Genomic DNA, 24,149 nt, shown 5'->3' on the forward strand with positions numbered 1-24,149 from the left:
TTTTATAAATTGTCAAACCGCCCCTCGTCAAAATAGCTATAATACCCACTTTCGGTATAGATAATATGATCCACCATTCTTATCTGCATAATGTTACAGGCCTTATATAGCCTAAATGTAATATCATCATCTGATGAACTTGGGTATAACGAGCCAGAAGGATGATTATGCACCAAAGCTAGTGCAGTACTAGATGATTGGAGTGCTTTACGTAGGATGACCCGAATATCAGCAGTCGAACTAGATAGCCCACCCTCTGAAATCTTCACCTTATCCTTAACATTATGCTGATTATCAAGTAAGATAATCCATAGTTCCTCTTGTGTCAATCCATATAGATCTCTAGAGATAAAGTTATAGATACACCTACTATTCGAGAGAGACTCCTTCTCACCATCCATCGCCTGCCTGTCACTCTCCATCCTTACACCTAGCTCTAATGCACTAAGCACTTGAATCTTTTTTACAGCTCCTAACCCTTTTATCCCTAGATCATAACCATTAGATAGCATCTGATAGAGTTTGTATAAGTTGTTATCAGCTTCTCGCAAAAGTTGATACGACAGCTCCAGTACATTTACTCCTCTCACGCCTGATCCTATCTGAACGGCTAGAAGCTCAGCTTCAGTGAGACTTCTGATCCCTTTTTTGATAGCCTTTTCTCGTGGACGTTCAGTCTCGGCCATCTCCTTAATCCGGACATGGTCTTTGGCTTCTGTTCCTCGCTGCTTCTTATTTACTTGCACTATGGACTCTCTTACTGAATATACTTATCGTCGATTCCTTGAGCCTCTGGCAATATCTGCTTGAGCTTATGCTCTTCACCTCTTCGGCAGACTAGCACCACGTTACCGCGACGCACGACCATCAAGTCATTGACACCCTGTAGTACTACCAACATATCGGGATCATCAATGACCACTAGATTATCTTTACTATTCCTAAAGATGTGATTAGCCCTGCCAACCAAAGCATTTCCACACTCATCCTTTTCCGATAAGTTATATATAGAGCTCCATGTACCAACGTCAGTCCAGCCAATATCAGAGATCAAAATCTTCAGGTTCGTAGCCTTCTCCATTACCGCATAGTCAAATGCTATGCTAGGACAATAGACATAATTATTATTGACATATTCAAACTCCTCATCAGTGCCCCAAACATCAGCACGCTCATTAAGGTGCTCATAAATCTCTTCGGCATGTGTCTTGAAAGCATCTAGCAACACCCGAGTACTTGCCATGAACAGACCAGCATTCCAATAAAACTCTCCACTATCCACAAGGACAGTGGCCATATCTCTACTTGGCTTTTCGATAAATGTCTTCACATCAAAGACACTTCCGTCAGCACCTTCAGCATTGACCTCATCCATCTTCGCTTGAATATAGCCATACCCCACTTCAGGATACGTCGGCTTAATTCCTAATGTAACGATATAATCCTCATTGGAAGCTAATTCCAGAGCCTGCTGTGACCGTGTAATAAAGGCATCTTCCTTAGTCACTAAATGGTCAGATGGTGCCACTACAAGGACCGCATCTTTATTTAAAGCATGAATATGAAACGAAGCATAAGCAATTGCACTCGCAGTATTCCGAGAGGTAGGCTCTAATAATATATTTTCTTCTAAGGCCTCTGGTATCTGATCTTGTACTAAAGACTTGTAAATAGAGTTTGTAACAATGAAGATCTTTTCAGGAGCATACATTTTACGAAATCGCCTATATGTCATTTGTAAAAGCGTATCACCAAGACCTAAAAAATCAAGAAACTGCTTAGGGTGGCTTTTTCGACTATATGGCCAAAAACGTTTGCCGACACCTCCCGCTAATATCACTACATAGTTATTTTCACTACTCATATTATAAATAGTATTATTACCCAAAGTCTAACTGAGTAAACATACTCACGTAAAACCTTAGAGGTTAATAAATAGCCCCTCTAACCCTTTGCAAATATACTTATTTTAGCGTAATCATTAATAGCTCACACGTGAGGCAATCATTAATATAATGATTGTGATTAGTCCATCACTGATCATCAGAAGCTCATTGAGTATAATCCCCATATCGGCTTACCGTTATGCAACCCTTTAGTAGTTGTACGCTAACACTTTCGACTCTTTACGACTCAATGGATAACTGAACTACTAAATGAAAGCAACACTCAAGTTAGCACCCTCTGAAACCGAGAAATCCATCCTATAAGGAGAAAAGATTCTTCTCATAGGAAAAAGATATCGCTCCTATAGGAAATAAATCTCTTTCATATAACTAAAATTTGGGTCGCCTCGAAAATGTGAAGAAGCCTACATGGCACGACACGTACCTTGAGAATCGGTAAATATATAATTCAAAGGCGGGTATATGACATTTACAAAAAGATTTCTTAGCACTTCTCATATCAATAACAAACTTTTCTCTAAAGATTCTTCTTTAGAGTCACAATATTTAGGTAATTTTGTGCGGCTAGGGAATAAGTAAGAGAAAAAATCATTCTGTTAGACTCACTATGGATTGTAAAGTAGGACGTGTCCAAGAAATACACAATGGATCAATTGATGTATTAGTTGAAAGACATTCAGCCTGCAGTGGATGCCATGCCAAGGGTATGTGTAGTTCGGCTGATAGGAGAGATGAGACCTTCACTATTACGGACTTTCCATTGGGACTACAAGTAGGTGACAGGGTGAGAATCGTGGCTAGTAAAAGTGGTAACCCGATGAAGGCAGTGCTTTACGCATTTGTGATACCCCTCGTTCTCTTACTAATAGAAGTTGTGTTATTTAGTATAATGGGTGTCGAGGAAAATATACTTCTTGTCATCCTTATCGCATCGCTAGCTCTATACACCTTTATTCTATGGGTATTTCGAAAATTTTTCGAGAGGAAATTTAGACTCAGAGTTGAACCCATCGAATAAAGAGCATAAAGTAATTAAGGAGTAAAATTTCAGATCAAGATATTATTCAGATTTATGGTAGTAACTGTTACATTCCTATCTCTAGTTGGTGCTTTTAGTGCCGTACTACTCTACATTATTTCGAGAAAATTCCGTGTAGAAGAGGATCCAAGAATTGATTTAGTAAACGAAGCTCTCCCCGGTGCCAACTGTGGTGGCTGTGGTTATCCAGGCTGCTCCAGCTTTGCGAAAGCCTGTGTGGAGTCTGATTCTCTAGACGGGTTATTTTGTACCGTTGGGGGAAATCCTACAATGCAGGATGTTGCATCTGTGTTAGGACGAACTGCTGTAGCAGCAGAGCCTAAGATTGCAGTGGTTCGCTGTAATGGGACTTGCGAGGCTAGACCACGTATGAATCAATTTGATGGAGCCACTTCATGTGCAATCGCAGCATCATTATATGGTGGCGAGACTGGCTGCTCATATGGCTGCTATGGCATGGGAGATTGTACCTTAGCATGCGATTTTGATGCGATCCACATGAATCCTATCACAGGATTACCAGAGGTGGATGAGGACAAGTGTGTTGCCTGTGGTGCGTGTGTGAAAGCCTGCCCTAAGATGATCATAGAGCTACGCAAAAAAGGACCTAAAGGCCGCCGCATATTTGTTAGCTGTATGAATGAAGAAAAGGGTGGCGTTGCTAAGAAGTCATGCGATAATGCATGTATTGGCTGCTCTAAGTGCTTCAAAGAATGTAACTTCGAAGCAATCACCATTAGCAATAACCTTGCATACATTGATCACACCAAGTGTAGACTATGCCGTAAGTGCGTTGCGGTTTGCCCAACGGGAGCTATTCATGAAGTGAACTTCCCCCCACGCAAACCAAAAGTAGAGGCAGAAACTACTGTGAGTGCCAAGGCGTGAGATAATTAGATAATGATCAAATTACATACTAGGATATAAGAAGATGTTAAAGACATTTCGTATTGGTGGTGTCCATCCCCCAGAAAAAAAACTCTCATCGGATAAATCAATTCAGGTACTCGAGCTACCCGAAGAAGTGACCATCCCTGTTGCCCAGCATATTGGAGCTCCAGCCCAAGCCGTGGTGAAAAAAGGAGACGAAGTAAAAGTAGGTACACTGATCGCTAAGGCAGGAGGATTCATATCCGCCAACATTCACTCGAGCGTATCGGGGACCGTAAAAAAGCTAGAAGAGGTTGTAGATGCTTCTGGTTTTAAGAAATTGATGATCACGATCCAAGCTGATGGTACAGATACATGGGAAGAGCAGATAGATCGCTCTCCAGAAATTGTTCGTGAGATCAAACTGTCAAAAGAAGAAATCGTAGCACGTGTAGCTGAGTGCGGTATCGTTGGTATGGGAGGAGCTACCTTCCCTACGAATGTGAAGCTGATGCCGCCGAAGGATGCAAAGCCTGAGATCATAATCATCAATGGGGTCGAGTGCGAACCTTACCTTACAGCAGACCACCGTGTGATGCTTGAGCGTGGTGAAGAGCTACTCATCGGGCTATCTATTCTTATGAAGGCAGCTGGGGTTAACCGTGGAGTTATTGGTATTGAAAATAATAAAAAGGATGCCATCGAACACCTTACCAACCTAGCAAAGAACTTTCAGGGTATTGAGATTTGCCCACTAAAAGTAAAATATCCTCAAGGTGGAGAAAAGCAATTGATTGATGCCGTAATTCGCCGTCAAGTGCGTAGCGGTCAGCTCCCAATCACTGTAGGAGCCATCGTCCAAAACGTAGGGACTACCATTGCGATATATGAGGCTGTCCAAAAGAATAAGCCACTCTTTGAGCGCGTGGTTACCGTCACAGGTGTTGACGTAGCTAATCCATGTAACTTGCTAGTTCGTATCGGTACTGGTACAAATAAGCTGATAGAAACAGCAGGAGGCTTACCAGAAAGCACAGCAAAGGTAATTAGTGGAGGACCAATGATGGGTAAAGCTCTAATGACAGAGAATGTACCTGTCGCAAAAGGCACCAGTGGCATACTTATCATGAAGGCAGAAGATACTAAGCGTAAGCCTATGCGTAACTGTATCAGATGTGCTAAGTGTGTAAGTGCATGTCCAATGGGCTTAAATCCAGCTTTCCTAATGCGTGATGTAGCATTTGCAGACTGGGATGATTGTGAAAGTGGACATATTGTTGACTGTATTGAGTGTGGCTCATGTAGTTTCACATGCCCAGCCAACCGACCATTGCTAGATCACATCCGACTGGGTAAGCAAAAGGTAATGGGTATCATCAGAGCGAGGAAGTCGTAACCTATTTAAGAAAAGAAAAAAGTAAGAAGTTATGTCAAGTACAAGAAAACTACTGGTATCACCTTCACCACACATACATAGTGGAGACTCTATCGAGAAGAATATGTATGCCGTGATACTTGCATTGATGCCAGCATGGATTGTTTCAATATATTACTTTGGGCTAGATGCTCTATGGGTAACACTAACATCTATCTTCGCCTGTGTTATCATTGAGTGGTTTATCACTCGATTTATGCTAGGAAAGAAAAAGTTAACCATCACCGATGGCTCAGCCATACTAACCGGACTACTCTTAGCAATGAACCTCCCATCCAGCATACCATTATGGATTGTAGTAGTAGGTGCTTTAGTTGCTATTGGTATTGGTAAGATGTCTTATGGTGGTCTTGGGAATAACATATTTAACCCTGCCATTGTGGGTCGTGTTATGCTGATCATCTCATTCCCTCAGCAGATGACAAGCTATCCACCAAGCCGTTTTGCTGAGACCGCAATAGATGCAGTATCAGCCCCTACCCCTCTAGGAATTGCTAAAGGGATTATTCATGGAACAAATACGATGGATCAGATGCCTTCAGCCATCGAATCACTCCTCGGTCAGACTGGTGGTTCATTCGGTGAGGTAAGTGCGATAGCTCTACTACTAGGCTTTATCTTCCTTATGATCCGCAAAGTGGTTACATGGCATACACCTGTAGCTATTTTCGTCACAGCTTATATATTCGGAGGTATCATGCACCTAGTAAATCCTGAAATATACATTGACCCAATCAATCACCTGCTAACAGGAGGTATGATGCTAGGAGCTCTGTATATGGCGACCGACTATGTCACCTCTCCAATGAGCAAAGGTGGTATGATCCTTTTTGGATTCTTCATCGGTTTGATTACAATGCTGATTCGTCTCTTCGGATCTTATCCAGAGGGTATATCATTCGCCATCCTATTTATGAATGGTATCACTCCAATTATTAATAGATATATGACGCCTAGAGTTTTCGGTGATAAGGCGGCTAAAACCCCTAAAGTAGCATAAGCATTATGAAGAAATTAACCTCAACACTTCCCAATATGCTCCTGTCACTAACCCTTATCTGTTGTGCAGCAGCACTCCTCTTGGCATTTGTTTTTGACGTAACCTCAGGCCCTATAGCAGAGTCACAAATGAATACTTTGCTAGAGGGTATCAATAAGGTTAGTCCAGAGTACGATAACAACCCCTACGAAGAAGCTATTGAAGTAGAGATCAATGGTGGTATCGTAAAGATCTATCCTGCACGAAAAGGCGGTGAACTCCAGGGTGTAGCAGCGGAAACATTTACAAAAAATGGATTTGCTGGACTCATCAGAATCCTGGTAGGTATCAATAACGAAAGTAACATTATCGACTATACGGTACTCCAGCATGCTGAGACCCCTGGACTTGGTGATCAGATGCAGGAATGGTTCAGAGTCGAGGGCACCAATCAGAGTGTACTTGGTAAAAACCTATCTACCCCTCTATCAGTATCAAAGGATGGTGGTGAAGTGGATGCTATCACTGCTGCGACAATCTCTAGTAGAGCTTTTCTAGATGCTCTTAACACAGCTCAAACAGCTGTTACAAATGCGAAAGCTGAAGGTAAACTAAAGTAAAGCGAATGAATTATGAAGAAGAAAATAAAGATATTTCTAAATGGATTCATTAATGAAAACCCTATACTAGTATTGCTATTGGGGATGTGTCCAACACTTGGAACGACCTCAAGTGCTTTCAACGGAATGGGTATGGGACTAGCTACAACATTTGTACTACTATGTTCGAATGTCGTCATCTCAATAATAAAGAAACTTATCCCTGACACAGTACGAATCCCAGGGTTTATTGTTGTGATTGCAGCTTTTACCACCATCGTACAGATGTTGCTCGAAGCATACGTACCCCCTCTATACGCATCACTAGGGATATTCCTACCACTGATTGTTGTAAACTGTCTGGTACTTGGACGTGCTGAAGCATTTGCCGCTAAGAATAGTGTTTTTGATTCAGCTCTTGACGGACTAGGTATGGGACTAGGCTTTACTATCTCTCTGACCTTAGTAGGTATGGTTCGTGAAGTCTTGGGAAGTGGTATGATCTTCGGTATGGAGGTAATGCCATCGCAATATGGTGCATTGGTATTTATCCTAGCTCCTGGAGCATTTATCGCCCTTGGCTTTATTATTGGTGTTAAGAATAGCATCGACCGTAGAAGCAGAGCAAGAGCAGTCGCTAAGGCTAATGCTGGAAAAGCTGTAGAATCTGCAAATTGAATTAAGGAATAGAAGAAAAGAAATAAGATATGGAATATATATTACTATTCATTGGAGCAATCTTTGTTAATAACATTGTATTCTCTCAGTTCCTCGGAATTTGTCCATTCTTAGGTGTATCTAAGAAACTTGATACCGCCCTTGGTATGGGTGCAGCCGTAACATTCGTTGTTACTATAGCGACATTAGTGACATTTGCTATTCAGAAGCTAGTCCTAGATAAATATGGTATCCAGTATATGCAGAACATTGCATTTATCTTGGTCATTGCATCGGTTGTGCAAATGCTAGAAATCGTATTAAAGAAGATTTCTCCATCGCTATACTCAGCATTGGGTGTTTTCCTACCATTGATTACCACTAACTGTATGGTATTAGGGGTAGCAATCTCTGTAATCCAAAGTGATTTCAATCTAGCACAGTCTATTGTTTACGCCATTGCCTCAGCTATTGGTTACACTTTTGCGATAGGCATTTTTGCTGTATCTCGTGAGCAGTTAGCTAAAACTAGTGTGCCTGGCTCCCTTGCAGGTATTCCAATCTCATTAATCACAGCTGGTATCCTAGCGATGGCATTCATGGGATTCACTGGATTGGTATAAACGTTATGACATTGCGTTAAGAAGCAATATATAAATAAAGAACCGCCAGCAGAAAGAATTTTTCTGCTGGCGGTTCTTTTCTATCTACTTCTTTGTTCCCTATAACCACTTACAAAAAGATGATCTCATCAAGATAAATCTTAACATTTAAGATCACTTGAAAGAAAATTTGATAAGTCACCTCAAGCTATTACTTAGACAGTGCGTCCTGAATATAGCGTTCTATGCTTTCAGGTTTCTTTTGCGGAGCAAATCGCTTAATCGGCTTCCCATTTTTATCGATAAGGAATTTAGTAAAATTCCATTTTATAGAACTAGATAAAAAACCTCCTAGTTGCTTTTTAAGGTACTTATATATAGGATGTGCATCCTTGCCATTGACATCAATTTTTGAAAACATTGGAAAGGTAACCCCATAATTGATTACACATCCCTCAGAGATAGACTTTTCGTCTCCTGGCTCTTGATTGGCAAACTGATTACATGGGAAACCCAAAATCACAAACCCCTCTTCTTTATACTTTTCATATAACTCCTCTAGCCCCTCCAATTGAGGAGTCAATCCACATTTACTAGCCGTATTTACCACAAGGACAACCTTACCCTTGTACTCTTTCATGCTTACTGTCTTACCTTGAAGTGTAGTCGCTTCAAATTCGTAAAAATTCTCTTTCATAATATATATACTTTAAAATCTCTCCCATGTCTCCCCTGCCATCATCTATGACCACTAATAAAACAACTCGTAACACCCTTTAGTTCAAGTTGTATCACGTGGAAGATACGGGATCTCAAGATTGGTTATAAAAATGAGGCGAACAAAGGGCCTCTATTGCCTCTGCTCGCCTCATAATTATGAATGATTAGACCAATACTTTATAATAGATATGGATCCGTTTCCCAATTTATTACTACGCTCTGGTCGCTGACATTAGTATCACGACCCTCAGGTGGCAAGTCCATCGCACTCTTTGGCTTAACTGGATCGGTAGGAACATCTTTATCCGCATCCTTGCCCATTTCTTCTCTCCACTCCTGATAGCTCTTACAGCCATTATAACTGAGGTCTACAGAGTTGAGATCAATGTCCAAGGCTTTGGCTACCATCTCACCATACTTTGGGTCAGCTTGGTAGCAATGACGTATGTGTCTATGCTTTATCTGTAAGGTAGAGTCTGACATATCTCTAGCCGTGTTTTCTGCAAGTACCAATTGCTGATCAGGCGACATGGCACGGAACAGCATACCTGGCTGAGTAAAGTAGTAATGATCATCCTCACGATAATCATAGGTCCAGACATCCCCGCCATCTTGTTTTGGTTCTAAAAGTTCAGGATGATCATGCCAATTCCCATAACTATTGGGTTCGTAGTGTACTTCTGAACCTAGATTACCATCCACACGCATCTGACCATCTCTGTGAAATGAGTGTGGGTGAGCTACACCACGAGGCTGATTAACTGGTATTTGATGATGGTTTACTCCTAATCTATATCTCTGAGCATCTCCATAAGAGAAGAGACGCCCCTGCAGCATCTTATCAGGGGAGAATCCTATACCGGGAACTATATTTGCTGGGTTGAAGGCAGCCTGCTCTACATCTTGGAAATAATTATCTGGGTTACGATTCAATTCGAGCATCCCTACAGGCTGAAGAGGGAAATCCTTTTTTGACCAAGTTTTTGTTAAGTCAAAAGGATTTGTTTTCATAGCACGTGCTTGCTCTTCAGTCATCACCTGTATAAACATTTCCCATCGAGGAAATTTCTTCTGCTCAATCGCATTATAAAGGTCATTTTGACTACTTTCACGATCTTTACCGACTACCATTTCAGCCTCTTGGTCTGTGAAATTTAGAATCCCTTGCTGGCTTCTCAAATAAAATTTCACCCAGACTCTTTCATTGTCTTTGTTGATAAAACTATACGCATGACTACTGAACCCATGCATATAACGGAATGAAGATGGAATACCTCTGTCACTCATCACAATAGTTACTTGATGCAAAGCTTCAGGTAAACTAGTCCAGAAATCCCAGTTATTATTTTTACTACGCATGTTGGTGCGAGGATCCCTCTTTATGGCGTGGTTGAGATCAATAAAATTCTTCGGGTCACGGAAGAAGAAAACTGGTGTATTATTACCAACTAAGTCCCAGTTACCATCCTCGGTGTAAAACCTCATGGCGAATCCTCTAATATCACGTTCGGCATCAGCAGCTCCACGCTCTCCTGCAACAGTTGAGAAACGCATAAAGAGCTCACACTTATTTCCAATCTTATTGAAAATCTTAGCCTTAGTATATTTGCTAATATCATGAGTAACTGTGAACTGTCCCCATGCTCCAGAGCCCTTAGCGTGCATCCTTCGTTCTGGAATCACTTCTCTATTGAAGTGTGACAACTTCTCTATCAGGTACTGGTCTTGCAGTGCAATAGGACCTCTTGCACCTGCGGTCATCGAATCTTGATTAGAGTACACAGGGGCTCCAGCCGCCGTACGTAATTCTGGATGATCTCCAATGTGATCATTTCTACTGGCGGCACTCTCATCTAGGCCGTTTTTCTTCATAGGATCTTTCATACACATTTAGTTTTTTTATAAGTTTAGTAGATATATATCTTTTTGACACCTAACTCACTACACTAGTTTAATATCAAAAAAATCGAAAAAACCTTGATAGTTTTCACGTTTCTAACAGGTATGACACGTTAGATAGTTTAAACTATCTCTTCTCAAACTAATGTACATTAATTATAGATACCCACAAAACAATCCACCTATATTTCTAAGATAATTTATAGGTATCGTCTAAAAATTCTACCTATACCTTGACAACACACTGTCGGTAACCTCAATACCTTCTGCTTATTTCAAGAAACTCCAAATACAGGAAAATGCATATTCTACTATGATCACTATGAAAAATCATTGTAAGAAAGGCCTTTTAAAATCTATATTTTAACTACCAAATACTGATTCTAATGGGTGAGTCCCATTCCTTAGTGTTACATTATGACCTCTTTTTTCGTCTCACGACAATAGCTACAAGTGTAAGAAGTAGGATACCAATAGCGATACCGCCAATCACCAAGCCAGTCGTTGCTTTCTCCTGATCAGTATTCATCGTCATCTTATCTTCCTCTAAGACCATAGCTTTCTTATTACCATCAACTGCACCTTCCATCATAGCTTTTTTATACTCAGAGGCGTTCTTAGGAAGCTGTTCCATGATGTATTCCTGTAGCTTAGCATTACTATCAGAGAATTCAGAACCACTAGGACCATACTTAATCGTTAGGTCGGAATATAACTCAGCCAACGATGCTACCTGCTCAGGAGTGGCACTCCACATACCCTTACGTGAGGTCTCCAACATGACAGCGGCAATCTCTTGGAGAGCGGCAGGATTGGTTTGCTCAAAATACTCCTGAACATTAAGGTCAAACTCATCTTGGACATAGACCTCATAGACCTTATCCCAAAAACTATCATCTAGTGCATCCGCTCTCATGGCTTCCCAGCCATAGGAGTTACGAATTGTTTTGGCAAAAGTATTGGCAGAAGAAGCGGCACCCTTCATCTTCTCTTTGATGTATTCAGGATTGAAGATGGTAGTCCTACTCTCTACCCCTATGGCTTCTTTGAGTCCTTGCATCCTTGGGCGGAAACGATTACGGTAGTCAGCCAGATACATCTCAGGAGCCTTTCCAGTCACATCCTCTACGGCATTACTTATACCGCCCATAAATTCATACATGTGATCAAGGCTCAAAGCTCCCCATGTATTATTCTGCCTTGGCTGCACTACTATATCGGTATTGGACAATGCCACCTCTAGGAGATGCTCGTGATACGCTCCCCACTCCTCCTCAGTGCCATATATAGCCCCCATATTTTTCATATAGGTACTGGCTATCTCTGAGCGATCTTCCCAAGCATCACCCTTCTCTACCAACTCTTTGATCCCTGTTCCATAACGCCCATTGAGTCCACCAAAGAGACGCATATTTGCTAATTCACGAGCCTTAGCAGGAGGTGTACCTTTCTCAATCAATTGACGCTCAACCTCTATACTGCCATGACGCACAAAGTTATTATCCACATCATCTGTAGCAGATGCCGCTAGCTCTATAGCTCTATTCAGAAGAATCAGTCTCGAGGTGGCTAGATCACGAAGTTGTCCTGAGACCTGAATGACCACATCTATGCGTGGACGGCCCAAGTCGCTAGCTGGAATTAATCGGAGATCCACAACCCGACCACGTCGATCTCGTATCGGCTCTACACCAAGCATATACATTACTTGTGCGATGGTTGCTCCTTCGCTTTCTATAAATTCGCCTGCCCAGAAAGTATAGCTAATCTTATTAGGATAGGTTCCATGCTCTTTTAGATAGGTCTCGAGGGTCTTATTAGCAAGATCTTTACCAGTATTCCAAGCCTTTTCAGTAGGCGTAGTCTCAACATTTATTGAAAAAAGATTACGACCTGTAGGAAGTGCATTAGGTGATCTTACAGCATCACCACCTGGTCCAGGAGCTATATAACCACCATTCAGCCCTCTAATTAAGCCATCTAGCTCAAGACTAGGAGATGATTCCAACTGCTCTCTAAAGGTAAATAAATCCTGAACAGAGCTTTTCAATTCATCTACTAAAGCTAAACTTGTCGAATCCTTGGCATATACATTCTTGGTCAAGTGTGACATCAGTGACTCCGTATTACCCTTTGAGAGATTTTGGCGAATCAATGCAGTAAGGGGTTGCAGATATTTCTTAGACATAAAGGCTTGACTTTCATACTGCTCTTGTGTAATCTTACCCAAATGCTTATCAAGCTGAGCACATTGATAGGCAATCCCATCAATACTCATAGCCATAGCGGTAGCGTCAACTTCAGCTGGTGAGTAGGATTCACCGAGCGTATAAAGCTTTCCAGTCATCTTTTCATTCGCTATCTCCTCTAGGAAGTTTTCGATGTAGATCACTTCATCCTCTGTATATGGAGTCGTCATATCATCATCCAACTGGAGATCCTTATGTAGATTTAGACGAATACACTCTTCCTTAAACTTCAATCCTGATACCCTATCATTGTCCATTCTGACATGCTCTAGCAAATGGAAAAGCTCTTGGTATTGCCCACGCGTACGACTCTCCATAAATGGAGGCGTTAGATACGAAACAATTGTAGCTTGGGCACGTCGCTTCGCTATGACACTTTCACCCACATTTGATATACTATAGTAGTAAAAGTGTGGTAAGTCGCTGATAAGAGCCTTTGACCAATCATAATGAGAGAGTGCGACCTGCTTACCTGGTGTGAATTCCAGGTTACCGTGAGTACCGAAGTGAATTATCGCATCAGCTCCAAAGCCTTCTTTAATCCATAGGTATGGGGCTAGATAGCTGTGTGGAGGTGGTAGCTCGACCCCGTGAACCATCTTGAACTGATCTTCGGTAAATGATGACATTTGCTGTGGAAGAATCGTAACATTACCGTACCTTAATCGAGCCACCGCTATAGCAGGTTCTCCATCGGGAGTGCTAGTATTCATATAGCTACCAGGAGCTTCTCCATATAAGTCAGTGACCTCTTTGTACTTGGTTGGCTGAATCATCTTCTTAGCCCAGCGTTCGTAGTCAGAGACCTTTATAAGTTCGGGATTTTCTTTCTCTATAAACTTTGCCAACATACCCTCTGTATGATTACCCCAGACGGCTCCTTGCTTCATGATCTGATCACGAAACTCAGTTAGCGAGGCAGGTAATCCAGATACGTTATATCCCTCTGCTTGAAGCCTTTTCAAGAAGTTATAGAGCGACGGAACCACTTCAAGCCCAGTTGCGACGAGTGAATTATTACCAGCACCACGGAAGTAAACGATCGCAATCTTTTTGTCCGCATTTTTTCGGTACTTAAGATTCATGTACCGCTCTACAGTATCCATAAAAGCCTTAATCCCCTCAGGCTGGGCCTCGACTGTCACAAGGTTATCTCCCACCTCATTTTCAGTCGAAATCACCATTGGCAATAATCCGCCATCTAGCTCGGCTAAGGTGACCCGAGCTGTTAGTGAGCCAGCGGAAAGTCCTATCTTATCCTCCACCCACTGCTTTTCGGTCTGATTCACAGGTATAGGACAGAAAATCGGTATGTTTTTCTCTTTAAGCCATACATCACCATCATTGGATGCAAGACGTCCCATAGGGATATAGATTAAGGCATCCGGATTAATTTCATCCAAGATTTCTAAGCGATGTTCACTAGAGATAAAGGGATACACATTATATCCTCTTGACATCAGCCCATTAATGAGAGTGTCCACATAGGCTCTATTACCTTCAAGCGGTGCTAGAGTCCCAGATATTAGGGCAATCTTGGGTCCATGTTCATGATACAGACCTTCAGCTCTGAGATAATCTACTAGCTCATCAGTGCTTAGGAAAAATCTCTCGTTATCAAGATGATAAAAGAGATCCTCAGGAAGAATTTGAGGCTTCTCAGGTTTCTTAGAAAAGAGTTTACGACCATCTAGCTCTGCTCTGATGAATCTCAGCAGATTGCGAAAATTTTTCTGACTTCTATACTTGTAGTATTGGTCCAGAGTCTCATCCTGCTCCTCCGTGATATTTGAATTTTGGATCCTATTGGATCTCATGACATAAGAATAAATTGGGATGCCTTTATTCTTTGCCTTTTCGAGTGCCACCTGTTGCTCCGGAGTCGGACGAAATCCGGCACCGAATATCAATATCACATCATATTTAGGTAGATGAGAAGCCTCATCCTCATTAACGACCTCGACCTTTGTCTGCCAATCGTCATTGGCATTAACCAGGTTTGATACCTGATAGGATGGGAAATGAATCAATGCTATTTTAGTGGGTGCTATAAAACTTCTGTACACAAAAAATACAGCTATCAATACGGCCAGTAGCACTACTCCACCGAGGACGAGACTTCTCTTCTTCATAAATTATTTCTTTTTGGGATGAAATGGATACTCATATCTCATAGTTATATATCCAGATTTACCATCTTTTTCATAAGACAGTAGCTGGACTTTAGCAAGCTCACCTGCAGCTGTTTTGACTAGGAATATAGAATTATCATATTTATGAGGAGGTCTACCACCACTAGCCAACCATGTCTTTAAGACTTTGTTTCCAGATACATCTTCATATTTGGGCGGCATAATAAAGTGACCATTTTCGTCAACCATCGGGATTTTGATCATAGAATCTTCTGTCCAATGTCCTTCTTGAGGCACACTTACGATATTATCGAAATCAAACATCTCTGTTTTGATGACAGCCCCTTGACCTTTTCCTGAGGTACCCCCATTAGTCCTAGGATAGTTAGCTCGGAAAGCAATATCCCAATCCATGCTTTTACTGGCTTCTTCGTCGGTAAGCTTCATAGTCTTACCATTCTTGAATGAAAAGTAAATAAAATGGGCATGGTCTGTTGCATCAATGACTACTTGATTAGCAACTGAGCTCTTAGGAGCTTTTTCATTATCACAAGCAGTTACGACTAAAAGAGCTATAGCTACAAGTAAAATTTTGTTCATCATTTTCATAATAAAATCGTTTATAGTTTAGAAATTAAATATAACCTTTCCATGCACTCTTCGCCCCGGATCAAAGGTGGTAAAATTGATAGGGTCTGTGAAATTGAAAAGATTTTGTATCCCAAGTGATAGGGTAATACTCATATCACCTTTTTCAAAAGGAGTTATCTGTCCGGATAATTTCCACATAGAGTATGCTTTCTGAGGATTATGTTCTATCATAACATCAGTCATACCAGTTTCTTTATTGGTAATCTGACGCTCTAGGTCATTAATTTTTTCAGAAGTCCATCTTCCTGAAAGGGATAAAGCACTATTCATCCTAAAGATATTTCCTCTGAAAGAAAGCGAACCATTAATGGCATGTTTTGCATTACCACTCAGCTGCAAATGATTATCCATATTGACTGCATCAGTATATGAGTAATTTGCTCTGAGCATCAGGAACGGGCATGGATATGCATCAATGATAAGCTGAGCACCTCTTATTCTAACTTGACCTATATTTTTGTACCTAAGTTCAGTCCATTTATTCCCATCATGATCAACGACCCTCACAAAATTGTGCTGAATCTTGTCCCGAATAGAATTTTGATAGATCTCTCCACTTATAGCAAAAGCTCGTTTTCTATATTCCAACGAACAATAGCCATACTGCGAACGCTCTGCATTGAGATCTGGATTGCCAATATTATGTGAAACAGTACCCATCATAAAATCAGAATAGAGCTCTGTAGCATCTGGTGCTTTGAACCCATAACTGTAGCCGAGTCGAAATTTAAAATTATGAGGAGAGTACATTAAATTGATTTTCGGAGTAAATGCTCCGCCAAAAGCCGAGTGATACGTATATCGTGCTCCTCCCGTTACATTAATTTCAGGATGAAGTTGATAATCCCCTTGTGTAAATACATTGAGATCGTAAATGTGTCTATGGTTATTCTCTTTGCCAAACTTTGTATCACTGTAGTAGTTATTAAAATTGGCTTCTGCACCACTGACAACCTCTAGATCCTCAGTAGGGTTATAATCATCTATAAACCTTATAGAATGCTGAGCGGACTTTGTGTTTGCTGATTTAACCTCATCAGCAATAATTGGATATCTAATGTAGTGATCAGCAAAGTAAGATAACCTCAGCTGATGGCTGTCAATTTGATGCTCTCCTTTGATATTAACCGTGAGGTTACTATTACGGTACCTATCGTCCTTAATACTTAGGGGTGGATTATATTGATTCTGAAGGAAGTAAGTAATACCGCCAGAAACAACGGTCGCCCTCTTTTCCCACCATACATTTTGGTTAATACTGTAATTAGAATATGGGTTTACAGTATATATCTGCTGATTTTCAGGATTGAGATTGTACCCTTTGGTCGAATTATAAAACATCGAAGTTCTTCCTGACCAGGCTCCCTTTTTCCCTCCCACAATAAGATCTACAAGAGCATTTTGAAACTTCCCATATTGCAACATACAGGATCCCTCAAATTCTCTTACCGGTTTCTTAGTGATAATATTGATGACCATCCCGATTGCATTAGATCCGTAAAGTAATGAGGATGCTCCTTTCACAATCTCGATCTGCTTAATATTCGATTGAGAAATTCTACCGAGATCAATATTACCTCCCGCTGTTGATGTGAGCTGCTCTCCATCAATAAGCACTAATATATAATCATTTTCAAGTCCCTGCACTTGCATATTGATTCCTCTTCCATCTTTCTTGAATGACAAGCCTGGAAGATTATATTCTAAGACTTCAGTGACGTTTTCGTAGCTATTTGACTTGATTTCTAGTTCTCCTATGAGACGTGTTAGTATAGGCGAACGAGATAGTGTCTTGGGAGTTCTTGTTGCCGTCACTACTAATTCATCCAAATATTGATCCCATAGGACAGATACACTATCATTCTGGATGGATGATCCAGTATATGCCTGTGCTCTTAACTGACCAACTAGGATCACCATAGCTGATAAAAGGAGAACGAATCTAAATGTCTTAATCATATCTTGAACAAAACTTGTTTGCTCATAAGAAGTCGCACTGCAGTTACGAATGTGACTTGTATTATTGAGCATTAAACTTCACACCCGGAAGCGTAGCTAATTAAATGAATTATTCTCTGGTAGGTCTCCTGACTTATTCCCCCACCAAAACTCCTTCCCATCACAACTAATATATGACAGTGGACTAATGTTTTGCTGGGTTTTATGGAACTTACAGTAGCGGGTACTGTTCTGGATTTTCACCAGATTCCCTTTTCAGTGAGAGAAGAAACTTCTAGCTCACAACCAAATCTTAAACCATGCAAAATTAGAGATTATTTTTTACGTAAACAAGCTTAATTTCTTTTTGATATCTAAGCGATTTAATAGTTCCTTCGGAATTTCATATTGCAATTATGGTTTTACTTCTTGTGACCCTTCTTATCAATTTATCATGTAGTTATGTAACGTTGTTATCAAGGCCTCAAAAGACACAGGTAATTAAACACCCTATTTTCATATATCTTTATTAATAAGCGTGTTACAATCAATAAATAGAAACGTCCATCTTGCTAAAAATCACTTATGAGGAACGAAAATTCTTCTCATATAAAGGAGTTCTTCTTCCTATAGGAAATAATTATGTTTTATATGTCTAGAATTTCGGTGCATCCGAATGCCTAGTCGGTAGTGTCCCCAAAAGTGTGTACGGCAGAATGCGTCTCTGAAAAGCAAACCTACATATTTTTTCGCTTTGTTTTCCATAAACATTAAAGATAGACCAATAAAGAATTAAGGCAAGGCTGTCGTAGCACCGCGGAGACACCGCCTTGCCGTATTCTTTTAGGTTGATATCTTTGTGTTGGAAAATAAAGCACATTGTTGTTATTTACTTTTCATTGTTCTTCCTAAGTCCAAGAGTTAGATCTCCTATTCTTTTCTTCAGATAGTTTGCATTGATTGCAATACTACCTATCAAGTGTAGAGCGGATTCTACGCTAGGTAATGCACATTTATATCGAGCCCCTTTCTTTACCTGTCTATTGAAGCGTTCTATCCAGTTAGTACTATGAATGTACTTGCGAACACTGACGTCGTATTTTAGGTATGTGAAGTAATACTCTATCCTCTGACCGTTAGCTATTTTTGTGAGAAAAGGATAGCTCTTACGCCATCTGAACGCAAAGTTTTTAAAGCTCTCTAGGCCATCTAAAGGTGAGCTTCTTGAGCCGTCTTTACTAAAGACCTCCTGTAGATCACTTGCGATGGCTGACTTATCTCGAGGGCGTATCTTTCGAGTTATTTCTCGCTGTAGATGCACCGTGCAGAGCTGGACTTCCACTTCTGTAAAGTGCTCACGTGCAACCTCTTCAATGTTATTCAACCCGTCTGAAATGATTAGTCCTACCTCTTCGAGTCCTCGGCTTTTTAGATCCTCAAAAAACTCGCCCCAGATGCCGCTTCCCTCTGTTGGATTATTATAGACACCCACGATGTCTCGACGTCCTTCGCTATCTAAACTCATCACTACAAAAAATGCCTCCTTGCTCACACTTTCTCCTCTCCGTACAGGAAGATATGTAGCATCGATAACAAGTGCCTCTAAAGTCCTCGGTAGACGTCTTTGACGCCACTCTTCTACTGCTTCTTGGGTCGATAAGGAGAGACGATTGATTTGACTCGTACTATAACGTTTACCATACAAACGCTCGAATACTCCAGAGATATCCTCCATCGTATTACCGCAGCTATATAGATAACCTGCTAGTTCTCCCATCTCTTTCTCTTGATCTTTGAGAACGCCTAAAATCAAGGGCATGAAGCCCTGCTGTCGAGTTCGGGGTACTCGTAATTCTAGCATATTACCACTCGCAAAGATGCGACGGGGGCGGTATCCATTGCTCACATCGCCACTATCTTCTTTATACAGTTCCCTCTCCCCTTGCATCGCTATTTCGATGATTAACTCCATTAAACGACCAACTCCATTTGGCTCTGTCATCACGTTTGATAGAATTTCCTTAAATTGCATTTGTGTAAGTCTCATCTTCTTGTTTATCTTTTGTTTTTAACTTTTCAAAGATAACATTCTTGGGACTTACACACTTTTTGGGGACAGTATCGCCTAGTCTTTCGTCTAAAGCTTCAGGCATTAAATTGAGGTATCATCTATTCGTAATTGATAGGAATATGCCAATTACTATAGGAGTGATCACAAAAAATTAGGCTGAACGAGAACAAATCTCCTTCAGCCTAATTTCAACTAAAATAAGATAGTCTAATATGTATTACTTCTTAGCTGGTACCTTAAGATGCTCGTAGTTACCTTCATGAATAGTACGGTAGTAAGCTTCATCATATCCAGGTTGGTCTGGGAATACCGCAAGCCCATCTTTCTCGATAAACTTACCATCCTTTTCCAACTTAACGTTACCATCAATATACTTAACTAGGAGATATTCCCCGAGCTTCTTCCACTCAGCAGTCATATCATCAGCCAGTTTAGTCGCGTAGTTTGTTAAGAACTCAACCGCTTTCTCCTCACCTTCTGCCTTTGCAATCTCCATTGCCTTAGCTTCGATAGATGGTTGATCAGTCTGGTATTGGTTCTCAAGCTTTTGCTGAACCTTACGGATGTCCTTAATCATATAGCTATACTTATTATAAGCCATATTTGCGACCCAGTTATGCATCCAGAATGCTGAAGTCCATGAGAACTCAGTCATACTACCATTTTTCTCATCATAGCACCATGGGACTTTAGTCATAGAGCCATACATAGGAGTAAATACAGACATATCTGCATCATCTGTAGCGAACCACTGGATACCACCCACGTAATCAGGCATATCTGCTCTTAGCTGTGTCACTAGCACGAAGCCTGACTGCTGAGTAGCAATAGCACGTTCGTTAAGGTATGTCTGACCATCTACTTCGAAGTTCATTGGTCTCCAACGATATGGAACTTTATATGGACCAGCACCTATATCTTGTGTCATATCCATAGGAGTACCTTCATAGTGGTCACGCATCATATTCTGTACATCAGATAGAGATAGCTTGCGATTAGGAATCACATAAAGAGGCATTGGCTCTGCGTCTGGCTCGTAACCCATTACAAGTGGCAAATACTTATCCATGCCATCTGCAAAACGATTAAAGAATGACCAAACACGTGCTTCACAACCACGAAGACCACTGAAATCGTAAGGATTATAAGCCTTCTGGAAGCTAAAGTCCTCATCACTGCCTTCGTACAAGCCCTTCTCTCTAGCAAACTCCACTACATCAGGGCTATACATACAGTTCTCCTTGTCATCAAATGGGATCTGCTGGATACGTGATTGATTAGCATGAGCAGAAATGGCATTATCTGGGATCCTAATGGCTACCCATACAGCACCAGTTTCGCCCTTACCCTTACCGATCATCTCCATCACCCATACCTCATTCTTATCAGCGATAGTGAAGGACTCTCCAGTACTCTTGTATCCATACTTTTCGACTAAACCGGTCATTATCTTGATTGCTTCACGAGCAGATGCAGCACGCTGAAGGGTAATGTAGATCAAGCTACCATAGTCAATCAGCCCTTCAGTACCACGTAGGATATCACATCCGCCCCAAGTACTTTCTGTAATAGCTACCTGCTTTTCATTAAGATTTCCAACAACGTTATAGGTCTTACCTACCTGAGCAATCTGTCCACTGTAGCTACCTGTATCCCACTCTACAACATCAAGGATTGATCCATCAGCCCATGTCGCTGCAGGCCAGTGGTAAAGTGCTCCATACAGAGTATGGCTATCAGCTGCATAACTGATAAATACGCTTCCATCAGTCGAAGCTTTCTTACCTACAATTAGTCCTGTACAAGCGTTTGCTGTTGGTGCTACGATCGCTCCCAATAGTAACACTAGCCCTAGAACTAAGCTCAGCATTCTTCTCTTCATAACTTATTACGCTTTTTATAAATTAAAATATTAGATTATTCAAAACTTCCACAATATACCCAAATTAGGCTAAAGGGAAAAGGGTTAAAGGGTATTATAGGCAATAAAAAAAGCTATGGTAGCATTATCAATCATGCCCCATAGCTCCATAATGTTCATTATGTATATATAAAGGTCAATTGCCTTTATCCTCTTCCTTTAATTCTTTGAGTATATCATTGACCTCGGCACCAATCTTTTGAATCTGAGTGCGACAATGACTTATCAAAGCGACTACGCGTCGGCTTTTCTCAAGAACCTTATCGATAGGTAAATCCCCCTTTTCTAACTCGTCCAAAATTTGCTCGGTCTCCTGGACTGCTTGGTCATAGGAGAGCGTTAGGATGTCTTCGTTGTTATTTTTATCACTCATATATCTCTTAATCGTTTGGTAATACTTCTTGTATATTTGTTTTTACTGAACCGTCAAGCATAATAATTTCAAGGGTGTCGCCCTTATTTAGCCCCTCGGCTTTGGATATATTAATTCCATCTTTTAGGACAGGTAAGAACCCTCGCTTCATAATGTGACGCGGATCCTGCAAACGTATCAGTTGTTGGAATTGATCTAAATCCTTAGACAACCGCTCCTCTAAGGGGATTAGTAGACGCTCTAACCTCTTGTGTCCCTCGGAGATTATATGCCTCTTCTGCTCTAGTTTTCCTTGAGTAATATTCAGGTGATGTGATAATCTCATCACTTGTTTGCTTATGTCTATGGATTTTTCCACCTCAGTCAGCTGGTGAGTCAACCGATCATCTAGCTTGCTCTGGCGATTCAGTTGCTGAATCATCATCACTCTTAAATACTCTTGGATATACGAAGCAAACCCATTCAATTGTACTTCTGCTTGCTTCTCTAGTGAGAGTAAGGCTTGATTACATCTTCGGGTCATCAATGAAGAGTGATCGACGACCTCTTTTAGCTTATCCGAAAGCAACTCAGATAGACGATCCTCAGCATCAAATAACTGCAGGACGACCTGCTCCATTCGACGAATTAGAAAATCAGCAACGGCAGTTGGTGTCTTAAGGCTAGTATTTGCCACCATATCACACACGGACTCGTCTCGTTCGTGCCCAATCCCGGTAATAATAGGTCCTGGAAAATTGGCGATGTAGCAGCATAGATTATATTCATCAAAGGCAGCAAGATCTAGTTTACTACCTCCTCCTCGTATAATCACAACGGCGTCAAATTCATTAAGACGATTATATACAGACATTAGTGCCTCACTTACAGAGGCCGTGGTGGACTGCCCTTGCATGATAGCAGGGAAGTACTCTAGGTGTATCAACCCACCAACAGCACTTTGCTCTATCTGTCGTTTGAAATCACCCAGCCCGGCAGCTGTTTCAGAAGAAATCACCGCAATCCGCTGAAGCAGCATAGGAAGCTGAAATGACTTATTCAAGTCCCATACCCCATCAGAGTGCAAACGCTTTATCGTCTCTTGCTTTATTCGTTCATGCTGTCCTAGCGTAAAGTCGGGGTTTATGTCAAGTATATTTAATGAAAAGCCCCACTGCGGACTATGAACGACTCGAACCAACAACATCAATTGCATCCCTGACTGGATCGCTGATCCTGTGACTGCCTGAAACTTAGGAATAACACGATTGGCAACTCCTGCAAAGAGAGTTGCATTCGTTTTGGCTAAAATTTTTCCTGCTTCATTTTGGACTAGCTCTAAATAGCAATGTCCACTAAAGTTATTGCGATTAAAGCTATTAACCTCGGCTATAATCCATATAGCATCACGAAAAGATCTATTTAGGACATCTCTCACTTCAGAAAGGAGATCTACAAGCGACAATGCTTGTAGTCCCTGACTATTTTCCTGAAATGCAAAACTCCCCAAACTCATCATTAAAACTTATGCTCCTTCAAATAATTAGCTAAAGCCTCTATAGCTCGTCCTCTATGACTGATTTTATTCTTTTCCGAATCACTCATTTCCGCAAAGCTCTTATCAAATCCTTTTGGTAGAAATATAGGGTCGTAGCCAAAGCCACTACTCCCTCTCTTTTCACTAAGAATTTCGCCCTCCACAGTTCCTTCAAATAGATATTCCTTACCATCCAGGATTAAAGCGACCACTGTACGAAACTTAGCCGTACGTTCGCCGTGTCCCTCTAACTGACCCAAAAGCTTCTCAATGTTCTGCTCTGGGTCACAATCCGGCCCTGCATATCGTGCAGAATATACTCCAGGGGCTCCATCAAGTGCAGCAACTTCCAGACCTGTATCATCAGCAAAGCAATCCAAATGGTGTCTTTGATACACTGTCCTAGCTTTTTGGAGTGCATTATCTTCTAGAGTGTTGCCATCTTCTGGAATATCTTCAAAGTCGTGAAGGTCAAATAAAGAGACGAGCTCTATATTTACCCCTTCACGATCTAGAATATCTTTGATTTCATGTAGCTTGTGCTTATTGTGTGTCGCTACAAGTAGTTTAGATTTCATTTATTTTACAGAT

The 24,149-nt window shown here is 41.1% G+C and carries 19 protein-coding genes and 1 riboswitch; of the genes, 7 read left to right on the forward strand and 12 right to left on the reverse strand.

The window, feature by feature from the left end; translation table 11 throughout:
- Positions 1-2: 2 nt before the first annotated feature.
- Together radC and QYZ87_01945 are read right to left on the reverse strand one after the other, a co-directional pair.
- Positions 3-746, reverse strand: a complete 744-nt coding sequence (radC, locus tag QYZ87_01940) for a DNA repair protein RadC (protein MDN4753296.1) — start codon at positions 744-746, stop codon at positions 3-5.
- A gap of 11 nt (positions 747-757) precedes the next feature.
- Complete coding sequence (locus tag QYZ87_01945) at positions 758-1,864, reverse strand: mannose-1-phosphate guanylyltransferase (GenBank protein MDN4753297.1); 1,107 nt, start codon at positions 1,862-1,864, stop codon at positions 758-760.
- Positions 1,865-2,514: 650 nt separating this feature from the next.
- On the opposite strand from QYZ87_01945, the gene QYZ87_01950 reads away from it, so the two are divergent.
- From QYZ87_01950 to QYZ87_01980, 7 genes are read left to right on the forward strand one after another with little or no spacing between them, the layout of a single operon-like run.
- Positions 2,515-2,925, forward strand: coding sequence for a SoxR reducing system RseC family protein (locus tag QYZ87_01950; GenBank protein MDN4753298.1), 411 nt, complete (start codon positions 2,515-2,517; stop codon positions 2,923-2,925).
- Positions 2,926-2,979: 54 nt separating this feature from the next.
- Entirely contained in the window at positions 2,980-3,834 is an 855-nt protein-coding gene (locus QYZ87_01955) for a Fe-S cluster domain-containing protein (GenBank protein ID MDN4753299.1), read from the forward strand.
- Positions 3,835-3,877: 43 nt separating this feature from the next.
- A complete protein-coding gene (rsxC, locus tag QYZ87_01960; GenBank protein ID MDN4753300.1) occupies positions 3,878-5,212 on the forward strand; it encodes an electron transport complex subunit RsxC in 1,335 nt (444 codons plus the stop codon).
- Between the two features lie 31 nt (positions 5,213-5,243).
- Positions 5,244-6,251: an RnfABCDGE type electron transport complex subunit D gene (locus tag QYZ87_01965; protein ID MDN4753301.1), complete on the forward strand. Its 1,008-nt coding sequence runs from the start codon at positions 5,244-5,246 to the stop codon at positions 6,249-6,251.
- 5 nt (positions 6,252-6,256) lie between these two features.
- Positions 6,257-6,850 (forward strand): RnfABCDGE type electron transport complex subunit G, encoded by a 594-nt coding sequence (locus QYZ87_01970; GenBank protein ID MDN4753302.1) that lies wholly within the window; start codon positions 6,257-6,259, stop codon positions 6,848-6,850.
- Positions 6,851-6,862: 12 nt separating this feature from the next.
- The gene (locus QYZ87_01975) at positions 6,863-7,507 is read left to right on the forward strand and encodes an electron transport complex subunit E (GenBank protein MDN4753303.1); all 645 of its coding nucleotides are present in this window, start codon (positions 6,863-6,865) and stop codon (positions 7,505-7,507) included.
- A 29-nt stretch (positions 7,508-7,536) separates the two neighbouring features.
- Positions 7,537-8,109: an RnfABCDGE type electron transport complex subunit A gene (locus QYZ87_01980; GenBank protein MDN4753304.1), complete on the forward strand. Its 573-nt coding sequence runs from the start codon at positions 7,537-7,539 to the stop codon at positions 8,107-8,109.
- Between the two features lie 190 nt (positions 8,110-8,299).
- Here QYZ87_01980 and QYZ87_01985 read toward each other — a convergent pair whose 3' ends face one another.
- The 10 genes from QYZ87_01985 to QYZ87_02030 all read right to left on the reverse strand — a co-directional run bounded on the left by QYZ87_01985 (position 8,300) and on the right by QYZ87_02030 (position 24,136).
- Entirely contained in the window at positions 8,300-8,785 is a 486-nt protein-coding gene (locus tag QYZ87_01985) for a glutathione peroxidase (GenBank protein MDN4753305.1), read from the reverse strand.
- Positions 8,786-8,985: 200 nt separating this feature from the next.
- The gene (locus QYZ87_01990; GenBank protein ID MDN4753306.1) at positions 8,986-10,680 is read right to left on the reverse strand and encodes a catalase; all 1,695 of its coding nucleotides are present in this window, start codon (positions 10,678-10,680) and stop codon (positions 8,986-8,988) included.
- A gap of 442 nt (positions 10,681-11,122) precedes the next feature.
- Positions 11,123-15,088 (reverse strand): cobaltochelatase subunit CobN, encoded by a 3,966-nt coding sequence (locus QYZ87_01995; protein ID MDN4753307.1) that lies wholly within the window; start codon positions 15,086-15,088, stop codon positions 11,123-11,125.
- A gap of 3 nt (positions 15,089-15,091) precedes the next feature.
- Positions 15,092-15,691 carry an HmuY family protein gene (locus QYZ87_02000; GenBank protein MDN4753308.1) on the reverse strand — a complete coding sequence of 200 codons (600 nt, stop codon included), beginning with the start codon at positions 15,689-15,691 and terminating at the stop codon, positions 15,092-15,094.
- Positions 15,692-15,715: 24 nt separating this feature from the next.
- Positions 15,716-17,698 carry a TonB-dependent receptor gene (locus QYZ87_02005; protein ID MDN4753309.1) on the reverse strand — a complete coding sequence of 661 codons (1,983 nt, stop codon included), beginning with the start codon at positions 17,696-17,698 and terminating at the stop codon, positions 15,716-15,718.
- A gap of 100 nt (positions 17,699-17,798) precedes the next feature.
- A riboswitch (cobalamin riboswitch) is annotated at positions 17,799-18,003 on the reverse strand.
- A gap of 563 nt (positions 18,004-18,566) precedes the next feature.
- Positions 18,567-19,709 (reverse strand): IS256 family transposase, encoded by a 1,143-nt coding sequence (locus tag QYZ87_02010; protein MDN4753310.1) that lies wholly within the window; start codon positions 19,707-19,709, stop codon positions 18,567-18,569.
- Between the two features lie 256 nt (positions 19,710-19,965).
- Positions 19,966-21,618, reverse strand: coding sequence for a C69 family dipeptidase (locus QYZ87_02015; protein MDN4753311.1), 1,653 nt, complete (start codon positions 21,616-21,618; stop codon positions 19,966-19,968).
- A 187-nt stretch (positions 21,619-21,805) separates the two neighbouring features.
- Positions 21,806-22,042, reverse strand: coding sequence for an exodeoxyribonuclease VII small subunit (gene xseB, locus QYZ87_02020; GenBank protein ID MDN4753312.1), 237 nt, complete (start codon positions 22,040-22,042; stop codon positions 21,806-21,808).
- A gap of 7 nt (positions 22,043-22,049) precedes the next feature.
- Positions 22,050-23,540 (reverse strand): exodeoxyribonuclease VII large subunit, encoded by a 1,491-nt coding sequence (gene xseA, locus QYZ87_02025; GenBank protein MDN4753313.1) that lies wholly within the window; start codon positions 23,538-23,540, stop codon positions 22,050-22,052.
- Complete coding sequence (locus tag QYZ87_02030) at positions 23,540-24,136, reverse strand: non-canonical purine NTP diphosphatase (GenBank protein MDN4753314.1); 597 nt, start codon at positions 24,134-24,136, stop codon at positions 23,540-23,542. The genes xseA and QYZ87_02030 overlap by 1 nt, the downstream gene beginning before the upstream one ends.
- Between the last annotated feature and the right edge of the window lie 13 nt (positions 24,137-24,149).

The sequence above is a fragment of the Porphyromonadaceae bacterium W3.11 genome (assembly GCA_030434245.1).
Lineage (GTDB): Bacteria > Bacteroidota > Bacteroidia > Bacteroidales > Porphyromonadaceae > Porphyromonas_A.

Coding starts and splice junctions, on each gene's coding strand:
- QYZ87_01945 (MDN4753297.1), bottom strand. CDS start 1,864: ATGAGTAGTGAAAATAACTATGTAGTGATATTAGCGGGAGGTGTCGGC.
- QYZ87_01950 (MDN4753298.1), top strand. CDS start 2,515: ATGGATTGTAAAGTAGGACGTGTCCAAGAAATACACAATGGATCAATT.
- QYZ87_01955 (MDN4753299.1), top strand. CDS start 2,980: ATGGTAGTAACTGTTACATTCCTATCTCTAGTTGGTGCTTTTAGTGCC.
- rsxC (MDN4753300.1), top strand. CDS start 3,878: ATGTTAAAGACATTTCGTATTGGTGGTGTCCATCCCCCAGAAAAAAAA.
- QYZ87_01965 (MDN4753301.1), top strand. CDS start 5,244: ATGTCAAGTACAAGAAAACTACTGGTATCACCTTCACCACACATACAT.
- QYZ87_01970 (MDN4753302.1), top strand. CDS start 6,257: ATGAAGAAATTAACCTCAACACTTCCCAATATGCTCCTGTCACTAACC.
- QYZ87_01975 (MDN4753303.1), top strand. CDS start 6,863: ATGAAGAAGAAAATAAAGATATTTCTAAATGGATTCATTAATGAAAAC.
- QYZ87_01980 (MDN4753304.1), top strand. CDS start 7,537: ATGGAATATATATTACTATTCATTGGAGCAATCTTTGTTAATAACATT.
- QYZ87_01985 (MDN4753305.1), bottom strand. CDS start 8,785: ATGAAAGAGAATTTTTACGAATTTGAAGCGACTACACTTCAAGGTAAG.
- QYZ87_01990 (MDN4753306.1), bottom strand. CDS start 10,680: ATGAAGAAAAACGGCCTAGATGAGAGTGCCGCCAGTAGAAATGATCAC.
- QYZ87_01995 (MDN4753307.1), bottom strand. CDS start 15,088: ATGAAGAAGAGAAGTCTCGTCCTCGGTGGAGTAGTGCTACTGGCCGTA.
- QYZ87_02000 (MDN4753308.1), bottom strand. CDS start 15,691: ATGATGAACAAAATTTTACTTGTAGCTATAGCTCTTTTAGTCGTAACT.
- QYZ87_02005 (MDN4753309.1), bottom strand. CDS start 17,698: ATGATTAAGACATTTAGATTCGTTCTCCTTTTATCAGCTATGGTGATC.
- QYZ87_02010 (MDN4753310.1), bottom strand. CDS start 19,709: ATGCAATTTAAGGAAATTCTATCAAACGTGATGACAGAGCCAAATGGA.
- QYZ87_02015 (MDN4753311.1), bottom strand. CDS start 21,618: ATGCTGAGCTTAGTTCTAGGGCTAGTGTTACTATTGGGAGCGATCGTA.
- xseB (MDN4753312.1), bottom strand. CDS start 22,042: ATGAGTGATAAAAATAACAACGAAGACATCCTAACGCTCTCCTATGAC.
- xseA (MDN4753313.1), bottom strand. CDS start 23,540: ATGATGAGTTTGGGGAGTTTTGCATTTCAGGAAAATAGTCAGGGACTA.
- QYZ87_02030 (MDN4753314.1), bottom strand. CDS start 24,136: ATGAAATCTAAACTACTTGTAGCGACACACAATAAGCACAAGCTACAT.